This is a genomic window from Burkholderia sp. AU4i, from assembly GCF_000466765.1.
Taxonomy (GTDB): domain Bacteria; phylum Pseudomonadota; class Gammaproteobacteria; order Burkholderiales; family Burkholderiaceae; genus Burkholderia; species Burkholderia cepacia.
In genome coordinates, this window is record NZ_ASSI01000224.1 from 1 (window position 1) to 20,350 (window position 20,350).

17 protein-coding genes and 3 pseudogenes are annotated in these 20,350 nt (G+C 61.6%); 6 read left to right on the plus strand and 14 right to left on the minus strand.

Annotated elements, in window-relative coordinates; translation table 11 throughout:
* The first annotated feature begins 177 nt into the window (after positions 1-177).
* The 3 genes from L810_RS37395 to L810_RS37405 all read left to right on the plus strand — a co-directional run bounded on the left by L810_RS37395 (position 178) and on the right by L810_RS37405 (position 2,833).
* Positions 178-1,161: an L-dopachrome tautomerase-related protein gene (locus L810_RS37395; protein WP_021163349.1), complete on the plus strand. Its 984-nt coding sequence runs from the start codon at positions 178-180 to the stop codon at positions 1,159-1,161.
* A gap of 18 nt (positions 1,162-1,179) precedes the next feature.
* Positions 1,180-2,451, plus strand: coding sequence for an MFS transporter (locus tag L810_RS37400; RefSeq protein ID WP_223274404.1), 1,272 nt, complete (start codon positions 1,180-1,182; stop codon positions 2,449-2,451).
* A gap of 181 nt (positions 2,452-2,632) precedes the next feature.
* Positions 2,633-2,833: a zinc-binding dehydrogenase gene (locus L810_RS37405; protein WP_041758165.1), complete on the plus strand. Its 201-nt coding sequence runs from the start codon at positions 2,633-2,635 to the stop codon at positions 2,831-2,833.
* 139 nt (positions 2,834-2,972) lie between these two features.
* Here L810_RS37405 and L810_RS46420 read toward each other — a convergent pair.
* Positions 2,973-3,121 (minus strand): annotated as a pseudogene (locus L810_RS46420) (TraI domain-containing protein); the annotation flags it as partial.
* A 91-nt stretch (positions 3,122-3,212) separates the two neighbouring features.
* Between L810_RS46420 and L810_RS37410 the strand changes: the two are divergent.
* Positions 3,213-3,485 (plus strand): type II toxin-antitoxin system Phd/YefM family antitoxin, encoded by a 273-nt coding sequence (locus L810_RS37410; RefSeq protein WP_012431197.1) that lies wholly within the window; start codon positions 3,213-3,215, stop codon positions 3,483-3,485.
* The gene (locus tag L810_RS37415; protein WP_012431198.1) at positions 3,485-3,898 is read left to right on the plus strand and encodes a putative toxin-antitoxin system toxin component, PIN family; all 414 of its coding nucleotides are present in this window, start codon (positions 3,485-3,487) and stop codon (positions 3,896-3,898) included. The genes L810_RS37410 and L810_RS37415 overlap by 1 nt, the downstream gene beginning before the upstream one ends.
* Before the next feature lie 39 nt (positions 3,899-3,937).
* Here the strand turns inward: L810_RS37415 and L810_RS49420 are convergent.
* From L810_RS49420 to L810_RS37470, 12 genes and pseudogenes are all read right to left on the minus strand, one after another.
* A pseudogene (locus L810_RS49420) lies at positions 3,938-4,297 on the minus strand (conjugal transfer protein TraG N-terminal domain-containing protein); the annotation flags it as partial.
* Positions 4,298-4,299: 2 nt separating this feature from the next.
* A pseudogene (locus L810_RS37420) lies at positions 4,300-5,163 on the minus strand (DNA topoisomerase); the annotation flags it as partial.
* A gap of 35 nt (positions 5,164-5,198) precedes the next feature.
* A complete protein-coding gene (locus tag L810_RS37425) occupies positions 5,199-7,883 on the minus strand; it encodes an excinuclease ABC subunit UvrA (protein WP_012431199.1) in 2,685 nt (894 codons plus the stop codon).
* Positions 7,884-7,940: 57 nt separating this feature from the next.
* Positions 7,941-9,254 carry a replication-associated recombination protein A gene (locus tag L810_RS37430; protein WP_021163354.1) on the minus strand — a complete coding sequence of 438 codons (1,314 nt, stop codon included), beginning with the start codon at positions 9,252-9,254 and terminating at the stop codon, positions 7,941-7,943.
* Positions 9,255-9,302: 48 nt separating this feature from the next.
* On the minus strand, positions 9,303-10,622 hold the full coding sequence (locus L810_RS37435; RefSeq protein WP_012431201.1) for an NAD(P)/FAD-dependent oxidoreductase: 1,320 nt from the start codon (positions 10,620-10,622) through the stop codon (positions 9,303-9,305).
* Between the two features lie 18 nt (positions 10,623-10,640).
* Complete coding sequence (gene fghA / locus L810_RS37440) at positions 10,641-11,471, minus strand: S-formylglutathione hydrolase (RefSeq protein ID WP_012431202.1); 831 nt, start codon at positions 11,469-11,471, stop codon at positions 10,641-10,643.
* Between the two features lie 68 nt (positions 11,472-11,539).
* Positions 11,540-12,880, minus strand: coding sequence for a DUF3422 family protein (locus tag L810_RS37445; protein WP_012431203.1), 1,341 nt, complete (start codon positions 12,878-12,880; stop codon positions 11,540-11,542).
* Positions 12,881-13,064: 184 nt separating this feature from the next.
* Entirely contained in the window at positions 13,065-13,463 is a 399-nt protein-coding gene (locus L810_RS37450) for a VOC family protein (protein WP_012431204.1), read from the minus strand.
* Positions 13,464-13,514: 51 nt separating this feature from the next.
* On the minus strand, positions 13,515-14,624 hold the full coding sequence (locus tag L810_RS37455; protein WP_012431205.1) for an S-(hydroxymethyl)glutathione dehydrogenase/class III alcohol dehydrogenase: 1,110 nt from the start codon (positions 14,622-14,624) through the stop codon (positions 13,515-13,517).
* Positions 14,625-14,678: 54 nt separating this feature from the next.
* Positions 14,679-14,954: a formaldehyde-responsive transcriptional repressor FrmR gene (gene frmR / locus L810_RS46430; protein WP_012431206.1), complete on the minus strand. Its 276-nt coding sequence runs from the start codon at positions 14,952-14,954 to the stop codon at positions 14,679-14,681.
* Between the two features lie 193 nt (positions 14,955-15,147).
* Entirely contained in the window at positions 15,148-16,758 is a 1,611-nt protein-coding gene (gene gshA / locus L810_RS37465) for a glutamate--cysteine ligase (RefSeq protein ID WP_223274403.1), read from the minus strand.
* A 357-nt stretch (positions 16,759-17,115) separates the two neighbouring features.
* The gene (locus L810_RS37470) at positions 17,116-18,330 is read right to left on the minus strand and encodes a glutathione-independent formaldehyde dehydrogenase (protein ID WP_012431208.1); all 1,215 of its coding nucleotides are present in this window, start codon (positions 18,328-18,330) and stop codon (positions 17,116-17,118) included.
* Positions 18,331-18,928: 598 nt separating this feature from the next.
* Between L810_RS37470 and L810_RS46435 the strand changes: the two genes are divergently transcribed.
* Positions 18,929-19,123 carry a hypothetical protein gene (locus tag L810_RS46435; protein ID WP_012431209.1) on the plus strand — a complete coding sequence of 65 codons (195 nt, stop codon included), beginning with the start codon at positions 18,929-18,931 and terminating at the stop codon, positions 19,121-19,123.
* A 50-nt stretch (positions 19,124-19,173) separates the two neighbouring features.
* Here the strand turns inward: L810_RS46435 and L810_RS37475 are convergent, their stop codons facing one another.
* Complete coding sequence (locus tag L810_RS37475; RefSeq protein ID WP_012431210.1) at positions 19,174-20,238, minus strand: GlxA family transcriptional regulator; 1,065 nt, start codon at positions 20,236-20,238, stop codon at positions 19,174-19,176.
* Positions 20,239-20,350: the final 112 nt, after the last annotated feature.

Below are 20,350 nucleotides of genomic sequence, written 5' to 3' on the forward strand. Positions count from 1 at the left end.
TCACGATCAACCGAAACGGGTGATCACGATCATTCGGAATCCATGATCACGATCCGCCGAAATGCGTGATCACGTTCGCCGGAATACGCAGACACAGCACCGGATGGTTCGTTCGAGATCGTCGCCGCGTTTCCTGGTCCGGGTCCATCCGGCATCGCTGTAACGCCCGAGGGGCGGGTGTTCGTGGGTTTCCCCCGGCACGCTGATAACCATCGCGAGGCGACGCTGGCGGAATTGAAGGGCAATGTGCTGGTTCCCTATCCCAACGCTGCCCTCAGCCTGCCCTCGGACAAGCCGCCCGAACAGCGCCTGATCTCGATTCACGGCATGACCACGGACAGTCGCGGCCGGCTATGGGCGATCGACGACGGCAAGCTCGCCGGACAACCGATTGCGCCGGGGGCGGCCAAAGTGATCGGCGTCGACCCACACTCGGATCGGTTGATCGCGAGCATCGTGCTGAAACCGCCGGCGATGCGCCCCGACAGCCACATGAACGACTTGCGCATCGATTTGACCCACGGCCCGCAGGGCGTCGCCTACATCGCCGATTCCTCGTTCGGCACATCGGGCGCACTGGTCGTGGTTGACATCGCGACCGAACGCCAACGCCGCGTGCTGACCAATCACCCGTCGACGCAACCGGAACAGGGATTCGTAGCCGTGCTCGAAGGGCGGCCTCTGCGTTACGACCCGGCGCATCCCGGTTTCCCGGTGGGGGGCGCGGCCAGCGTCACGCTCAGTGCGGACAGTTCGCGACTCTACTACTCGCCGTTGACGAGCCGCAGGCTGTACAGCATCGCGACCGACCTGCTGGCCGATTTCGGTGCCACCGATGCGGCCCTTGCAGCCGGCGTGGTGGACCACGGTGAGAAGGTGATGACCGACGGCCTCGCGACCGATATGCAGGATCGTATCTATCTCACCGCCGGCGAACACGATGCCATCCTGCGTCGTTATCCGGACGGACGCCTCGACGTGGTCGCGCGAGATCCCCGCATCGTATGGCCGGACGGCATTTTCGCCACGGCCACCCACGTCTATTGCACGTTGGGCCAGTGGGACCGGCTCCCGGGATTCAACGGCGGCAAAGACCTTCGCGTGCCCCCGTACCTCCTGATTCGTGTGCCGATCGATCAGCCGTGTCCTCCTGTTGCCTAGTCCCAAAGAAGGCCTTTCATGCGTGACGAAACTTCTGCCGTTACTACGGCTGACTCGATGCTTGCCCCACAAGCGCAAGCCGATGCCCGGCGCGCTACCCGCGCGCTGGCCGCGCTGACAACAGCGGTATTCCTGACCTTCATGACGATTGGCCTGCCGTTGCCGGTTGTTCCTCTTTACGTCGGAAAAACACTGGGATTCGGCAATGTCCTGGTCGGTCTGTCGGTCGGCATCCAGTTTCTGGCCACCATCCTGACGCGAGGCGTAGCCGGTCGCCAGGTCGACCGCATGGGCGCGCGCCCTGTCATGCTGCGTGGCATGTTTTTCTGCGGGTGTTCGGGCCTTGCGCTGGTTCTCTCGGCACAACTTCCGGCTGCGGGCGTGGTCAGGTTGCTCGTGCTGATCGTCGGCCGACTCGTGCTGGGGTTTGGCGAAAGCCAGCTCATCGTAGGCATGTTTGGGTGGGGAATCGGCACGGTCGGACAGCCGCGTTCTGGCAAGGTACTGGCGTGGACCGGTATGGCGATGTATGGCGCGATCGCGCTGGCCGCGCCAATCGGTTACTGGCTCTATCACCGGGGCGGTATGACGTATGTGGGCACGGTGGTCGTCCACCTGCCCATGATCGCCGCCTTCTTTGCGTACCCCGTTGCAGGAGTGGCGCCCCTGAAAGGCGAGCACCAGCCATTCTGGAGTGTGATAGGCCTTATCTGGCAGCCTGGGCTGGCCGTGCTGCTACAGGGCGTTGGGTTTGCGGCGATCGGCGCTTTTGTCTCACTGGATTTTGCTGCCAGGGGATGGGCGGGAACGGGCCTCGCATTGAGCTGTTTCGGGGGTGCTTTTGTGTTGGTTCGTGTCCTGTGCGGTCACCTCCCGGATCGCTATGGTGGAATGCCCATTGCCATCGCATCCCTAGCCATTGAAATGGTAGGGCAAGCACTGCTCTTTCTCGCGCCAACCGCCCCGATGGCGCTTTTGGGCGCTGCCGTAACCGGCGCCGGCTGTTCGATGGCCTTTCCGTCCTTGGGCGTCGAAGTCGTCAAGCGCGTTGACGTCCATAGTCGTGCGACCGCATTGGGAGGATTCGCGGCATTCCAGGATCTGGCCTATGGCTTGACCGGCCCGGTGACAGGGGTGTTCGCCACAGCCTTCGGATTCCCCTCCGTGTTCGCGGTCGGTAGCGCCTGCGCGGCAGTTGGCCTGTTCGTGGTCGTGGCCATGGCGCGTGGCGCGCTCGGGTGGTCGGTTACCCGCGGAAAACCGACGGCCCTCTCGGCCCCCAACGAATAAAACGAGGAGCGCGAGATGATCGAAACGGCTATTCCGCAGCTTGCCTTGAATGACGGTATCCAGATTCCGGCGAACGGTTTCGGCACCTACAAACTGAATGGCCGCGAGAGCGTCAAGGCGATGGGAATCCCATGACCTGTCAGTCATCCTCGGCCGCAGTCTCGATCTCATCGGTATCTTCATGCTTCTGCCGATGCTTGCCGGTCAGGGTCTCGCTCGCCATGGAGAGATCCTGAGCGAAATCGGGGCGCTCGTCGATAGGGGTAAGCTCCGGCCGTTACTTGATCCGGCACGCTTCTCCCTGACGGATGTGAGTGCCGCCTATACCCACCTCGAAAAAGGCCATGCCATCGGCAAGGTCGTCATCGATATATGCCCCTGACGAGGAAAATCCAAAATCTCCGAAGAAATCGCCATCGTCGCCATAGCCCAGGCTAAGCCCGGCGCGGAGGCATAGGTCGAAGCAGCCATCACTGCCTGCGTGGCAGGAACGCACCTAGAGCCGGGATGCCGGCTCTAGGTCCGTGATCCAGCATGCGCCCGGGATAGGCGTGGTGGTGGCCTTCCGAGGCGGAAACTGCTGGACCAGCTCGGCGTAGCGCTCCAGCGGCGCGCGGTACAGCGCAGCAAACTGGCTGCGCGAGACGGAGGTGCGTTGCCAGATGTGTTCCGATGGGGCGCCTCTGACTCTTGACGGACTAGACACGATGCCGCAATTTAACCATAATGACCATATCAATCATATCGGTCATGGGTGCGCAATGATTACTGAAGTCAGTGCAGTGAACTTCCGGCAGAACTTGGGCGAGATGCTTAACCAGGTGCAGTACCGCAACGACAGCATCGTCATCAACAAAGACGGCAAGCCGGTCGCGGCTTTGGTCGACGCCGAGCTGTTTGCCCGCATCCGGCGCATGCAGGAACGCTTCGACGTCCTGAGCCGTCGGATCAACGATGCCTATGCCGGCGTACCGGCAGAGGAAGGCCTGGCCGAAATCGAGGCTGCCGTGGCCGCCGAGCGGAAGGCGCGCTGATGTCGGGATTGCGCGTCGTACTCGATACCAATGTGCTGGTATCGGGGCTGGCCTATCCGGGTAGTGTGCCGGGACGCATCGTTGCGGCTTGGCGGCAAGGTGGCCTGGAGGTGGCACTTTCGCATTACATACTGGATGAAATGGTACGTGTATTGCCGCGTTTGCCAAAAGTCCAGATGACTCCGGTGGAAATCCGCGATCTGGCGGACAGCTTCATGTTCCTGGCCGACATAGTCGAACCCGAAGCGAAGCAGGACGTGGCGCTGCGTGATCCCGCCGACCAGCCTGTGCTGATGACTCTGATTGCAGCAAAGGCGCAGTATCTGGTCACTGGAGACAAGGATCTGTTGGCCTTGTCGGACCGCTACGCGATCATTACGCCAGCAGAGTTCTGGCAGCGGCACGGAGTCTGATCGCATGGCGGTTAACGCACCGGGGCCGCAAATAGAGTTGGTGTCGTAGGAGCCGCCCGTGTTGAAGAAGTAGTTCGAGCCGATCCAGGTCAAATCATTCATCTGCGTGTCGGACAGCGTCGGCCGGTTCATGAAGAGCCTGGCGCGCGACGGCCCGTAGCAGTCGTGCGTGAAGTCCGCGAACTCCTGAGCCAGCACCACCGGATCGTTGATGCGGGCGGCATCCACGTCCATGCGGATTTGCCGGAGGTCCGTGCCACATGGAATCGCTGCGACTGCTGCGCTGGTAATGGCCTTCGAGATCGCGTGCATGAAGAACCACCAGACCGGCACCAGCGCGCTCTGATTATTGAGGGCGGTGTACGTCGTTCCCCAGCCAGTGTCTGCCGGCTTGGGAACGGTGGCTCGGGCGGAAACGTCTTGAGTGCCTTCAGATCGACCTGGCCAATTTGGCAGGCCAGTCCTTCGCGCAGCGGCGGCAACACCTGGCTACGTGGCCCGGCTTCGCCTTCCTCGTCGGCAGGTTCCGGGGCGGCCAGCACCAGGCGCCAGCCCGGCACGATAACCTGCTTGCGGCCTCCAGGCTCTGTCCGCCGAAGGGGAGCCGCGCCGTGGTGCGATCGAACTCGTGGTGGGGGAGGAACTGTGCCAGGCAATGCGCACGGATCAGCTTGTAGACGGCCAGTTCCTTCTCGCTCATGGCTGCGAGATTCGCAGGTTCGAGGGTCGGAATGATGCCGTGGTGCGCCGTGACCTTGCCGTCGTTCCCGGCACGCGAGCGCTGGGTGCAGTCGAGCTGGGCGACCAGTGGGGGCAGGGCCGGATCGGTCTTGACCAGGCTGTCGAGCACGGTCGGCACCTCGGCGAACATGCTTTCGGGCAGGTAGGCCCGAATCGGAGCGCGGGTACGTCGTCGCCTTGTGCGTCTCGTACGGGGCCTGCGCGATGTCGAGCGTTTCCTGCACGTCCAGGCCGAACTGCCGGGAGCAGACCTCTTGCAGCGTGCCCAAGTCGAACGGTAGCGGTGGACCTTCACGCACGCGCCCGGTCTCGACGCTGATCACCTGGGCGGAGTCAGCCGCGCGGATACGCTCGACTGCCTGCTGCACGACGGGCTGCTGCAAGCAGCGGCCGGCGCCGTCGGTACAGCCCTGCGGCGGTTGCCAGTGCGCGATGAAGGAAGCACCACCTGCGGACAGGGTGACCTCGATCGCCCAAAACGGAACGGAGACAAAACGCGCGATCTCGCGGTCGCGGTCGAGAATCGCGAGACCGCTGGATCTGCAGGTATGGACGCAGGTTATCCCTGTCTCCGGCGTCCGTGTTGGACATCCGTTTCGGTGCGTGCCAGTTCCTGGGCGAGAAAAGGCGCTGTCCGGCTATCCGGCACCTGTGCCACCTGAGGCGGGGTGCCGGCGGCCACCACGCGGCCCCCGGCATCGCCCGCGCCGGGTCCCACGTCGATCACCCAGTCGGCCTGTGCCACGGCCCGCATGTCGTGCTCGATCATCACCACGGTATTGCCGGCATCGACCAGGCGCTGCAACTGCACCAGCAGCCGGTCGGCATCCGACGCATGCAGCCCGGTGGTCGGCTCGTCGAGCACGTACAGGCTGCGTCCGCGCTGGCTGCGCTGAAGCTCGGTGGCCAGCTTGATGCGCTGCGCCTCGCCACCGGAAAGCTCAGTGGCCGGTTGTCCCAGGCGCAGATAGCCCAGTCCGATATCGCGCAGCAGTTGTAGTGGCCTTGCCACAGCGTCTTCACCCGCAAAGAATTCGCTGGCTTCGTCCACGGTCATCTGCAGTACCTCGGCGATGTTGCGGTCTTTCCAGAGAACCTTCAGCGTGGCCTCGTTGTAGCGTGCACCATGGCAGGTCGGGCACGGCGCGTACACGCTGGGCATGAACAGCAGCTCTACGCTGACGAAGCCTTCGCCCTCGCAGGTTTCGCAGCGCCCCTTGGCCACGTTGAACGAGAACCGGCCAGCGTCATAGCGGCGGCGGCGCGCATCGGGGGTGGCGGCGAACAGCTTGCGCACATGGTCAAACAGGCCCGTGTAGGTGGCCAGGTTCGAGCGAGGCGTGCGCCCGATCGGCTTCTGGTCCACCTGCACCAGACGCTGCACGGCATCCACGTCACCGGCCAGATGACCGCCGGTGACCTCGATCACCGCTGGCCCTTCACCGGTTCCGCTTTCCGCCGCATCGTCTTCAGGCTCGTGGCCCAGGTGCAGCAGCACCAGTTCCGGCAGGGTCTGCGCGACGAGGCTGGACTTGCCCGAGCCGGAGATGCCGGTGACGGCCGTCAGCACGCCTAGCGGAATGCGCGCATCCACGCCATGCAGGTTGTGGCGGTGGACGCCCTGCAACTCCAGCCAGTCGCTGGCTTCGCGTGCCCGGCTGCCCGGCGCGGGGATCTCGTCGAACAGGTAGCGCGCGGTACGCGATTCGGCGATCTGTCGCAGGCCGTCCGGCTCACCGCTGTACAGCACGCGGCCGCCACGCTCCCCAGCATCCGGCCCCACGTCCACGAGCCATTGTGCGCGGCGCATCAGGTCCAGGTCGTGCTCTACAACGAACACCGAGTTGCCCGCGTCGCGCAGCCTGTCGAGTGCGTCGTACAGAGCCTGACTGTCGGCGGGGTGCAGCCCCGCCGAGGGTTCGTCGAGTACGTACACGACGCCGAACAGCAGGGAACTCAATTGCGTGGCCAGCCGCAGGCGCTGCAACTCGCCGGCCGAAAGCGTCGGCGTGGCCCGGTCCAGCGTCAGGTAACCCAGGCCCAGCCCGCGCAGTTGGCGCAGGCGTGCCATCACGCCACCAGCCAGCCGCTGCGCTGCAAGGCGCTTTTCTTCCGACAGCGCGGAGGTGCGACGCACGTCAGGCGACACCGAATGGACGGCGCGGCCGGAGGCCGCGCGTTCGGCGCGGTCACGCCGGGTCGCTTCCCTGTCCGTACCCGCGCCCGCCACATGGGCGCGGAAATCCCCCTGGGCGATGGGTTCGAGCAAGGCTGCCAACTGGTCCAGCGGCATCTGCATGAACTCGCCGATGTCCACGCCGGCGAAGGTGACCGACAGCGCTTCGGGCTTGAGCCGTTTGCCGTGGCAGGTGGGGCACGGCTTGCCTTCCATGAACCGGGAGACGCGCTTTCTCATCAGGGCGCTCTGGGTGTTGGCAAAGGTGTGCAGCACGTAGCGCCTGGCGCCGGTGAAGGTGCCCATGTAGCTCGGCTCCAGCTTGCGCTTGAGCGCGGCGCGGGTTTCAGCGGGCGTGAAGCCCGCGTACACCGGCACCGTGGGTGTTTCTTCGGTGAACAGGATCCAGTCGCGATCTCTCCTGGGCAGGTCCTTCCACGGCCGGTCGACGTCATAGCCCATGCTGACCAGGATGTCGCGCAGGTTCTGCCCTTGCCAGGCGGGGGGCCACGAGGCGATTGCACGCTCGCGGATGGTCAGGGAAGGATCGGGCACCATGATGGCCTCGGTCACCTCGTACACATGGCCCAGACCGTGGCAGGTCGGACATGCTCCCTGCGGCATGTTGGGCGAAAAATCTTCGGCGTACAGCATCGGCTGACCGGCCGGGTAGGCGCCAGCACGCGAATACATCATCCGCACCAGGCTGGACAGGGTGGTTACGCTTCCTACCGAAGAACGTGCATTGCTGGCGCCGCGTTGCTGCTGCAATGCGACCGCCGGTGGCAGGCCGTCGATCGAATCGACGTCGGGCACGCCGGCCTGGTCGATCAGGCGCCGCGCATAGGGGGCCACCGACTCGAAGTAGCGCCGCTGGGCCTCGGCATAGAGGGTGCCGAAGGCGAGCGAGGACTTGCCGGAGCCGGAGACACCCGAGAACACCACCAGCGCGTTGCGCGGGATGTTGACGTCAACGTCCTTGAGATTGTGTTCGCGCGCGCCCCGCACCTGCACGAGGCCGCTGGCTGCGGCGGTACAGGAGGATTCACCGAAAGAAGGGTTTGGCATGTTTTTATCCTGTAATTCGTGAGGTGGCAATGGGGCGGAATTCCGGATGGGGATCGGTCAGGCGTCCGTCCCCCGCGCCGCCGCGTCGTCGAGCGAGCGCATAAAGGCAAGCCGTTCCCCCATCGTGCGCTCGGCACCTCGGTCCGTTGGCTGATACCAGTTCGGCCTGGTCACACCCTCCGGGAAATAGGTCTGTCCTGCGGCGTAGCCGTTGGGCTCGTCGTGCGCGTAGCGGTAGCCTTCCCGGTATCCCATCTGCTTCATCAACTTCGCCGGCGCATTGCGCAGATGGAGGGGCACAGGCTGGGAGCCACTGCTTTTGACGAATGCCTTCGCCTGATCCCAGGCGGTGTAGGCAGCATTCGACTTGGGTGCAAGGGCGAGATAGGTCACCGCTTGAGCAAGCGGTATCTCGCCCTCGGGAGAACCCAGCCTCTCGTAGGCTTGCGCGGCGTTGAGTGCCAGTTGCAATGCCAGCGGATCGGCGTTACCGATGTCTTCGCTGGCCATCACCACCATGCGACGGGTCACCTGGCTGACGTCTCCGCTGCCGTCGAGGATGCGGGCCAGCCAATACAGGGCTGCATCCGGGTCGGAGCCACGCAACGACTTGTGAAAAGCCGAGAGCTGCCAGTAGAACTCGTCACCGCCTTTGTCGAACCTGCGCAGCGACGGACTGGTGGACACCCTGGCGAATGCTGCGTCGACCACCGCCTTGCCAGCACCCGATGCAGCATTCGTCACCTGCTCAAGCAGATTGAGGAAACGCCTGCCGTCACCATCGGCGAAGCCCTTGAGCAGGTCCAGCGCGTCGGCGTCCAGCGTAACGCCCTGGAGATGCGGTCGCGCGCGTTCATAGAGCTGCTGCAGTTCGTCGCCGGACAGCGGTTCGAGGGTATAGACCTGTGCACGCGAGAGCAGTGCGGAATTGACCGCCAACCCGGGATGCTCGGTGGTACCCCCCACCAGAGTCAGAAGTCCCGACTCGACATGGGGCAGCAAGGCATCCTGCTGCGCCTTGTTGAAGCGATGGATCTCATCGACGAAAAGCACCGTCGATCGACCATGGTTGTCCAGTTCAGCCTGGGCCTCGTCGATGGCTTGCCGGATGTCCTTCACCCCGGCAAGCACGGCCGAGATGGCAATGAACCGGCTGTCGGTTGCACTGGCGGCCAGACGCCCCAGGGTGGTCTTGCCCACGCCTGGTGGTCCCCAAAGGATGAACGAATGCAGCTTGCCCGCCTCGAATGCGAGGCGCAGCGGCTTGCCGGCGCCCAGCAGGTGCCGCTGCCCGACGAATTCGTCCAGCGTCCTGGGACGCAGGAGTTCGGCTAAGGGAGGCTTGGGTTTGGTCGTGAACAGATCGGTCAAGTTCATCTCCCTGGCATTTTTGCGAATTGTTTCGATAACGTGAGCGCCTTAATCCAGGTGGCCGGATTTACCCAACGTCATGGACGCTGATGTGCGATCTCTGTCGGTGCTCGCACGCATGATGATGCGGGAGCCCCGATAGCCGATGCTGTGGTTCCATACCCAACTCAAGGCGACGCTCAGGCGATTTTGCGTGCCGATCAGAAAGTAGATATGCGCAAGCTTCCAGATCCACCACGCAAAGGCACCACGCAGCTTCACCCGCCCCATATCAATGACCGCCAGGCTGCGGCCGATGGTGGCCAGGTTCCCCTGATGCCGGTATTTGAAGGGTCCGTCAACGGGCTTGCCCTTCAGGCGCCGTCCAATGAGGCTGGCGACGTACTTGCCTTGCTGTTTGGCCGCCGGGGCGATGCCCGGTACAGGCTTTCCGTCGGGCATGGTGCACGAAGCCGTATCGCCGATGGCGAAGATCTCCGGGTGGCCAGCCACCGTCAGGTCAGGCCCAACGACCACCCGGCCAGCACGATCAGACGTAGCGCTCAACCAGCGGGCAGCGGGAGACGCCTGGACCCCGGCGGCCCACACGATGGTCCTGGCCGAAAGAGGCGTGCCGCCGTATACCACGCCCTCGGCCGAGCACCCGGTGACTGGCGTACCCAGTACGACCTCGACGCCGAGCTTCTCGAGCGCCTGGCGCGTATAGGCGGAAAGATCCTCCGGGAAGACGGACAGCAGACGCTGGCCAGCCTCGATCAGTACGACACGCGACGTGCTCGGGTCGATTGAGCGAAAGTCGCGTGCCAGCGTGTCTCGCGCAAGTTCGGCAATGGTTCCGGCCAGTTCGACCCCGGTAGGGCCACCACCGATGATGACGAACGTCTGCAGCGCAGCACGCTGCTGAGGATCGCTCGTGCGCTCAGCTTCTTCGAAGGCAGCGAGGATGCGTCCTCGAATGGTCGTGGCATCTTCCAGCGTCTTCAACCCCGGTGCGAAAGGCTCCCACTCGTCATGCCCGAAATAGGCATGGGTCGCACCTGTCGCGAGCACGAGCGTGTCGTAGCTTTGCCGCGAACCATTGTTGAGAATAACCTCGCGCGCGTCCTGATCGACACCCTCCACTTCGGCCATCAACGTGTTCACTTCGGGTCGATTGCGAAAGAGATAGCGAATAGGCCAGGCGATCTCCGAGGTCGAGAGAGACGCCCCCGCAACCTGATAGAGCAAGGGTTGGAACAAGTGATGATTGCGCCGATCGATGATGGTCACGTCGACCTCGGTGCCGGCAAGCTGGTTGGCAACTTCGATCCCACCGAAGCCGGCTCCGATGATGACGACGTGATGCCGGTTTCCAGAGGTCTTTATCATGACCTGATCTCCTTTCGCTCAGCGGTTCAGCGCTGATGCATGGTGTGCAATATGCTCGCCAATGAAGCTGGCAATGAAGTAATAGCTGTGATCGTGGCCCGGACGCAGATTTAGCGTCAGCGGGTGACCCGTCTCTTCGCATGCTTTGCGCAGCAGTTCGGGGCGAAGCTGGCTCTCGAGGAACTCATCGCTCAGGCCTTGCTCCACCAGCAATGGCAAACGCTCCTGGGCGGTGCGAATCAACTCCACGGTGTCGTACTGCTTCCACGCTTGCTGATCGCCGCCCAGGTAAGCCGTGAAGGCTTTGTGTCCCCAGGGCACCTCGGTGGGGGCGACGATGGGCGAGAAAGCCGACACGCTCCGATAACGGCCCGGATTGCGCAGAGCGATGACCAGGGCGCCGTGTCCGCCCATGGAATGGCCGCTGATGCTGCGTTCCGCTGTCACGGGAAAGTGAGCCTCTATCAGCGCCGGCAACTCCTGCACGACGTAGTCATACATCCGGTAGTTCGCAGCCCAGGGAGCCTGGGTTGCATTGACGTAGAAACCCGCCCCTTGTCCGAGGTCGTAGGCAGGATCATTGGCAACGCTTTCGCCGCGAGGACTGGTATCCGGTACGACGACGGCGATGCCATGTTCGGCCGCGTAGCGCTGGACTGCGGACTTGGTGATGAAGTTCTGCTCGGTACAGGTGAGGCCCGAAAGCCAGTACAGCACCGGCACTTTGCCGTGCTGCGCCTGCGGGGGCAGGTAGACACCGACCTTCATCGTGCAGCCGAGTGTCGTGGATTCGTGTTGATAGACGTCCTGCCAGCCATCAGAGCTGGCGTGATGTTCGACGCGTTCCATGTTGTTCTCCTATGTTCAAACGAATGGCGCTGCAATCGCGCGCCAGGATGGCTGCCCCTCAGGGCCCCTCAGGAAGACTTTTCTTCCGCTGCCGGATCGCCGTGGGCGTGTCTGATCCTGCGCACGGTCCACCAGATCGCCAGCATGACCACGGGCACGAGGATCGCAACCGCGGAGTCGGGTTCCACGATGTCGTGAATGCCGGGAATGCCCTTCACGACATCGCCAAGAAGATTCACGACGTAGTAGGAAATTGCCGCGACCGACAGGCCTTCGACCGTTTGCTGAAGGCGCAATTGCATCTTCGCCCGGTTGTTCATCGACGCCAGCAGGTCCCGGTTCTGGCGTTCGAGTTCGACGTCGATCCAGGAGCGCAGAAGCGAGATGGCCCGATTCAGCTTGTCGGAGAGCTTGGCCTGACGCTCCTTCACGGATTGGCATGTCCGCATCGCCGGGGCGATGCGGCGCTGCAGAAAATCGCGCCAGGTGCAGTACCCGGACACAACCTCTTCCGAAAGCGCCTCCAGCCTTTCCTCAACGATCTCGTAGTAGGCGCGGCTGGCACCGAAGCGATAGAGGTTTGCCGCAACGCCGGCTTCCAGTTCAGCCGCCAGGCGGGTCAGTTCGGCAAGAAGAACGTCGCTGTCGCGTCTTCCCACCAGACTCGTACACATCTCGTCGGTGATCGCCGCGAGTCGCGACTCCATGCGCCGCAACTCCGACGTCATCGACCGTGTTAATGGCAGGGACAGCAACGCCAGGGTCCGATAGGTCTCGGTCTCCAGAAGGCGTTGGGCCAGCGCGCCTGCGCGCGTCGGGTTCAAATCGCGTGAGAGGATCAGGATATGCGTCAGACCGTCCTCACCCTGGCGGAAGTCGGTCAGGATGGCGGCAGAACCATTCTCCACCAGCGAGTAGCACAGACTGGCAGGATCAAAGCGATCGGCCTCCTTCTCCGTTTCCGGCGTCCATGGAAGCAGTCTCAAACGTATGCCGGATACGACCGGGCCGGGAGGAACGAAGCCGTGCCTGAACGGATTTTCGCCGCATGGCTCTCCGGTCTCGGGATCCAGCGCGGCACACCAGAGATACGTCGAGAACTCGGTGTGTTTTTCGCAGTGCAGGTCTCCCTCATCCCATGTCAAGCCGTGAAGCGGCGTAGCGTGGTCGGGCTCGGCAACGCCGAAGCGATGAGACAACTCGCTCATCGCTGCCTGGTCCCTGGCGGTGTCTCCTTCGGTCATGAAGGCGAACTGCAATATGCCGCGGGGGGCCTGAATCAACAGATGCGGGCGCGCATGCACTTCACCCACGGCTGCAGCACGATCAGCATAGGCCGGCATGCCGTACACAGTGGCGGTCGAGGCGGGTTGTGCGGTCGTCATATTGATGTTGGCCAGCTCTTTCATAACGACCTCATTTCCCATTGGCTGAAAAGCATTACGCTTTGCGGTAAATGCCCGCAGCCGTGCACTTCGTACACGGCTGCGGGCCGAGCCTCGTGAGCCGGCACGCCCTATCCGGTTTGGCTAATGCGCTAGCCGAATAGAGGCTTGTGCCGGCTCCTTTGGAAGACTCTCAGCGTCCTTGCTTTCAGACGAAGGTGTACGAGCAAACCTTGTTGCCTGCCGGATCACGCAGGTAGGCCGCATAGGCACCCGGCAGGTGACCACGCGGGCCAGGCTGGCCCTCGTCGGTGCCGCCTGCGGCAAGGCCGGCGGCATGGAAGGCATCCACTTCGGCGGGAGTGGCGGCGGCAAAGCCGACGGTCACGCCATTGCTGGACGGCGCTTCACCGTTGCCCGGCCGGGCAATGATGAAGGCCGGCTTGTCGCGACCGTAAAGCACCCAACCACTGCCGAAAGGACCGAGGTTCTTGATGCCGAGAGCACCCAAAGCGGCGTCGTAAAACGCGACCGACTTCTGAACGTCGGCGGCGCCGAGAAAGACGTGCGAGAAGATGCCGTCACCGGAAATAACTGGAGTGGACATGGAGAGTTTCCTTGATGTCTGGTGTTGAATGGATAGTTCGTGATCCGTGAATCAGTAGTGGATCACCGTGCGAATCGACTTGCCTTCGTGCATCAGATCGAAGGCTTCGTTGATATCGTCGAGACCCATGGTGTGGGTGACGAACGGGGCGAGATCGATTTCGCCTTTCATTGCGTCTTCCACCATGCCGGGAAGCTGGGTGCGGCCCTTGACCCCGCCGAAAGCGGAACCCTTCCAGACACGGCCCGTGACCAGCTGGAACGGACGGGTCGAGATTTCCTTGCCGGCACCGGCAACGCCGATGACGATCGACTGCCCCCAACCGCGGTGAGCCGCTTCCAGTGCGGAACGCATGACGTTGACGTTACCGATGCACTCGAAGGTGTGGTCGACACCCCAGCCGGTCATCTCGATGAGGACCTCCTGAATCGGCTTGTTGTAGTCCTTGGGGTTGAGGCATTCGGTCGCGCCGAATGTACGGGCCAGCTCGAACTTGGCCGGATTGGTGTCGATGGCAATGATGCGACCCGCCTTGGCCTGGCGTGCGCCCTGAATCGCAGCGAGACCGATACCGCCGAGGCCGAAGATGGCTACCGAGTCGCCTGGCTGCACCTTGGCCGTGTTGTGAACGGCGCCGATACCGGTGGTCACGCCGCAACCGAGCAGGCACACGTGCTCCGGGTTCGCGTCCGGGTTGATCTTGGCCAGCGATACCTCGGCGACTACCGTGTATTCGCTGAAGGTCGAGCAGCCCATGTAGTGGTAAAGCGGTTGACCGTTGTACGAAAAGCGGGTCGTACCATCGGGCATCAACCCCTTGCCCTGGGTCGCGCGAACCGCGACACAGAGGTTGGTCTTGCCGGACTTGCAGAACAGGCATTCGCCACATTCGGCGGTGTAGAGCGGAATGACGTGATCGCCCGGCTTCACGCTGGTCACGCCTTCACCCACCTCCATGACGATGCCCGCGCCTTCATGGCCCAGCACGACCGGGAAGAGACCTTCGGGGTCATCACCCGACAAGGTGAAGGCATCGGTATGACAAACGCCGGTGTTCGTGATCTTGACGAGCACTTCGCCCTTGCGCGGCGGCTCGACGTCGATCTCGACGATTTCCAGCGGCTTTCCGGGCCCGAAGGCAACTGCTGCACGTGATTTCATGATGTCGCTTCCTTTACTGAGTTGAATCTTCAGGACCCGCCGCCGTGGCGGGGGCTAACGAAGATAGGACCGTACGATAGAGATCGTTTCATCGATGGACTTCTTCTGCGAATCGGTCGTCGTTCCACTATCCGGGAACTCCTCTCGCAGATGGCTCTCCAGCACAGCTGCCATCAAGCCGTTGACTGCACCCCGGATGGCTGCCAGTTGCTGAAGAACGGCAGCGCATTCGGCATTGTCTTCAAGCGCCTGTTCGAGAGCCGCTGCCTGCCCTCGGATACGTCGAACACGCGTAAGCGCCTGCTTCTTCTCTTTGGGGCTGTATGGCATGAGATCCCTTCCCGGGTGGTAGTGTTCACATACTATACTACCCAATAGTATCTAGTGCAACTGAAACGATTTTGAAGACCGACCGGAGTCATGCGCAACCACCATCGAGTTCGAAGACGGAACACTCCTGCGCGCAGGCGCCCTCCAACCCTGCGTACCTGACGTAATTGCCCAATCCCGGACGCCGGCAAAGTTAGATCAGGGTCGCGTGGTCACCGGAGAGCGACAGGAGACTCCCCTGAAAGGCGCCCACAAATGCGTCGAAGCCGCTCGCCTGTTCTTTTTCAAGGCGCGCCTGTTCGGCCCGCGATGCGTCCGCTAACGCCCTGAAGGCCATAAGCCTGTCAGCAGGCAGCGGACGCTTGCGGAAAGACTCCGCATGAAGCCGGCTTTGATCCATCGCGAAGCGGTTGAAACTCACACCGCGCTCGCTCATTGTCGCCAGCATCATGCTCGAGGGCGTGAGCGACGGATCGTTGACCTTCGCGCTTTGAGCCGCGAGGGCTTGACGATGGCTGCCGCCACCCTTTGCACAATCGAGCATTTCAGCCAGTGGCGCGATGTCGGCGAGCAATTCGTTGGACCAATCTTTCAGATAAACAGATTGGGCTCCACGCTGCAATACCAGTCCCGGACGACGACCTTCCCTGGCTACGGTGAGCCCATTGGCAACCCCTTGCGCAAATTCTCCGTCACGCAAAAGTGGGCTCTCACGCAAGGCGCAGAACAACAGGAACGCATCAAGGAAATGCGCCTGTGACTCATCAATGCCCAACGGCAGGAAGGGGTTGATGTCAAGGCTGCGCACCTCGACATATTCCACCCCTTGGTCCTTTAGCGCTTCTACAGGCCGCTCTCCAGCGCGGGCGACGCGCTTGGGCCGGATGTTCGAGTAGAACTCGTTCTCACTCTGCAGAATATTCGTGTTGAGTTGCACCCATTCCGCCCCCCGATGCGTGCCAATCTGCCCATATAACGGATAAGGCGTGCCCATCGCCATTACCAGCGCGTCGATGTAGCCCGTCAGACTGTCGTAACAGGGCGCTAGGCTTGACTGGGCATGGCTCTGGTAGCCCAGATCACTCATCCGCAGGCTCGTGGCATGAGGGAGGTACAGGGTTTCACCGTCTAACCTCTCCAGTTCGTGGCGACGACCGCGCAGGAAGTCAGCGTTTACTGCAGGCGAGGCTCCGAACAGATACAGCAGCAGCCAGTTGTAGCGGTGAAAATTTCTGATCAGCCCCATATAAACCCAGGACTTGAGGTCGCGGTCAGTGCGTTCCCTGCGATTCCCACCACCAAGCAGCGGCCAGATCGCCTGCGGCAGTGAGAAGTTGTAGTGAATGCCGGCAATGCACTGCATGGTACGCCCGTAGCGCAGAGCGAGGCCTTTCCGATAGACGTGCTTGAGCCTGCCTGTGTTCGAGGTTCCATACATGGCGATCGGAATCTCTTCCTCGGCAGGCAGTGCACATGGCATGGACGAACTCCACAGGAATTCATCGCCAAGGTTTGCGTAGGTGGAACGATGCAGATCATCGAGGCTTTCGAGCGTTCGCACCGGATCTGCAAGCGCTGGAGTTATGAACTCCAGCAAGGATTCGGAATAATCGGTGGTGATTTGCGGATGAGTCAGCGCAGCACCGAGGCCACCGGGGTGGGGGCTGAGAGAGAGGTGTCCATCGCCGGTCACGCGCAGACATTCACGCTCTACGCCCCGGTGGCACGCATTGAACAGGTGGATGTGATCGCGCAGCACGTCGAGCCCAGGACGGAGTGGGGCGCTATACATGATCAGGTCCACGTGCGTATGCAACCGGTACGATTCGAAGATAGGCCACAGCAGAGGTTCCCTGGGTCAATAGGCTCTTCAACGGATGAAGCGAGCCGGCTAGCAAAATATGAAAACACTGCTGTGAGCCGCGTCGAAAGCTAAGGTACGGGTTACGGGAAGCAACATACCGTAAGCACATCTGCGACAGCCTCGTTTCGTATACTATACACCAGTATAGAACAAGGGAAGTCGGCAGATGTGAAATATTAAAAGCGGGTCACCCTTTGGAAAGTATTGGTCTCCTCATCCACGCAGCAATGCTTGCGCGACGGGTCATGGGGTTTTGAAATATCGACTACGGGATAAGAAACGTTTTTTGTTAGAACATTAATGCTTGACCGAACCGTGCGGGTCGATGACGTACTTGTACGCCGAACCGGCATCGAAGTCCTTGTACGCCTGCGGAGCATCTTCCAGCTTGATGAACTTGATGTTCATCATCGGGGTGAGATAGGGCATCCGGTCGTTCAGAATCGCTCTCATCAATGCCCGGTTGTAGTTCGCGGTAGGGGACTGGCCGGCCGCCATGCGCGGCGATTTGATCCATGCATTCGACCATTCCAGATCCATATGACCTGCCTTCGCTGCCGCGTCTTTGGAAATCGGATTCGCACAGTAAACACCGACGGTACTCGTCGTTCCACCGGCCCGGACATATTTCAGCATCGCGTTTGTGACCGCGTTCTCCACGATCTTGCCCGCGTCTGGACCGAAGCCGCGACAGTCGACACCGACGTAGTCTATGACGCGATCGACCTCCCGATGGCCGGTAATGCGCTCGAGATGATCTTCAATCGGTGTTCCGTCGGAGAGGTTGATCGTTTCAATACCGTGTGGCTTGAGAAGATCCAGCCGCTCCGGGATGAAATCGGCAACGACGATTGCCCCGGCTCCGAGCAGCTTCGCACACGCTGCGCCTGCCCGTCCTACCGGCCCGGCGCCGAAGATCAGTACATTCTCGCCCACGATATATGCTGGCGCTGCGGGCCAGTCTGGCGCGGCGAAACCATGAAAAGCGGTGGGCAGCACGTCGGAGAGAAGAGTCAGGTCGCGGATCTTCTCCATCGCTGCGTCCTTGTCAGGAAAGCGCAGGAGGTTGAAATCGGCATAAGGGACGAACAGGTAATCGCCCTGTCCGCCGGTCCAGCCGCCGAGGTTGAACCCATAGGCGCCGCAGTCGACGTCGGTATTCGTATTTTCGCAAACTTCGGAACGCATGTGCTTGCAGTTGTAACATCGGCCGCAGCCCACGTTGAACGGAACGGAAACGACATCGCCCTTTTTGATGAACTCGACATCCGACCCAACTTCGATCACCTCGCCGGTCATCTCATGACCCATCGTCATCCCTTTGGGCACCGGAAAGGAGCCTCGATAGATGTGAAGGTCGCTACCACAGATGTTTGTCGTGACGATCTTGAGGATCGCTCCGTGAGGTGCGCTTTTTCCTTGGGGAGTGATGAGTTCGGGGAACTTGAAAGTGTTAACTTTCATTTCCATCGGCTTTTCGAAAGTGACGATTCTGTTACCAGGTTGAGCCATTTCGCTTACCTCCTGCGTTAAGTGCATTAAGGTGCCGGTCGTAACAAATGACGGTCGTGACTTTGTGGTGCGATCCTCTGGAAAATAGACAGGTGCCAGGCTCGCGCATTCAAGGCCCGTTCCGAATTCGTTACTGGTGAAAAATCGCATCTTCGCCGCAGCAGGTCAAACTCGAAAATTCTATGAATTGATAGAACACATCGATCATCGCCCTTTGAACGGGCGATCAGGGTCACTGGGCCGGCGCGGATCGTGCCGTTTCGCGAAGCGGGCACGAGCGCATACACCGGCCAGCGCTCCATGAATTACGGGGCGGGCCGCGATTCCGGTCGCCCTGTGACGCCCGATTGTCCTGATGTGGGGGAGCTCTGTGCAGCCCCATCAGTTGCGGCGTCCCGTCCGGGCGCGTCAACCAACGTGCGCGGACCCGATTGCGTAGTCAGGGTTTGCACGCATCCAATTGATTCTTCGACGGGATTTCTGTCCAGAATCGTCCGCACTAATCCAATAAAGTGTTTCTTATCCTGCCGCTGATCGCGAACCAGCAACCACTCGCTCGAGTTTGATCCTGTGCGGCCTTCCAATGACGGAGTCGAAAATGAAAGCCCTGGTCAAAGCCCACTTGTTCCACCCCTCAGTCGTGCTGCCGCTCGCTGCCTTTACGGAACTTCTGGTCGAGCGTGATTTCAATCTGGGACAGGTGGGAATTATTGTCGCGGCGCGTAGCGCACAAGCCGTGGTATCGCGTTCCCGCTCGCTTCTCTGCTGCCACGGTTGCCACCCGGTTTGCTAAGGTAGCTCACCAGCGGGAACTTAATGTCGCTCCCCACGCAAGGGCATCGCTCATGCACTCTTCAGGCTACTGGTGCTAAAGCGTGCCCGATAGGCACGTGGCGTGAGCGAAAACTGACGTACGAATGCTTTGCGCATCTGCTCTTCGGTCGGGAAACCAACCCGCGAGGCAATCGTCTTCAGGGGCAGGTCGCTGTCGAGCAGCAACGTCGCGGTCCGCTCACAACGCGCACGAACCAGATAGCTGGCCGGCGATATTCCGACCTCCTCCTTGAACAGGCGGGTGAAGTTGCGAACACTCATTCCCGCCTTGTCGGCCATATCCTCCAACTGCAGGGGCTTGCTCAGATTGGACATCACCCAGCTCTGCACATCACGTATCTCCGGTGCAGCCGTCATCTGGCTGTTCAACAGATCGCTGAACTGTGACTGCCCGCCCGGCCGCTTCAGATAGATGACGAGATCCCGGGCTACGGTCAGCGCAAGGTTGCGACCGAAGTCCTGCTCAACGAACGCTAACGTAAGGTCAATCGCGGCAGTTACACCTGCCGAGGTCCACATGTTGCCCTCCTGGATGAAGATGGCATCTGCGTCCACCTCCACCGAGGGAAACCGCTGCTGCAGCAGGGTTGCAACACTCCAGTGGGTGGCAGCACGACGCCCACTCAATACGCCAGCGTTCGCCAGAAAAAAACTTCCCGAGCACAGTGCGGCGAAGCGCTTCGCTGAAGCTGCGCGCCGGCGACACCAGTCGACCAGCCCGGCTTCGCGCGCGACCGCTGTCTCGATGTCCAGCGCGCCAGCGACCAGCACCGTCGAGAGCGCCTCACGCTCCGGCAAACCAGCACTTGCCTCAAGCGAGATCAGCGTGTCCGAGGGAATACGTCCGGCCTGCGGCGCCACGATATGAATCTCGTATCGCCTCGAATCCCCCTGCAACGCCAGATGACGGTTCGCATAGCTGAGCACGCTGACCGGGCCAACCGCCTCCATCAACTTGAAGCCCGGGTAGATGACGAGATGCACCTGATGGCTGCCCGCCGACGCAGTGGCGCATCGAGAATCGGAACCGCCGGACTCTATGACGGGTTGACCGTCATGCAAAAGGGGAAACATTTCACGACTCCACGTGATTGACAGGAAGGAACTTGGCCAAAATCGTCCGTGACGTGCCAATAGACTTGGTCTTGCTGAATGTGCATAGACTGTTGATGTCCGCACAGAACTG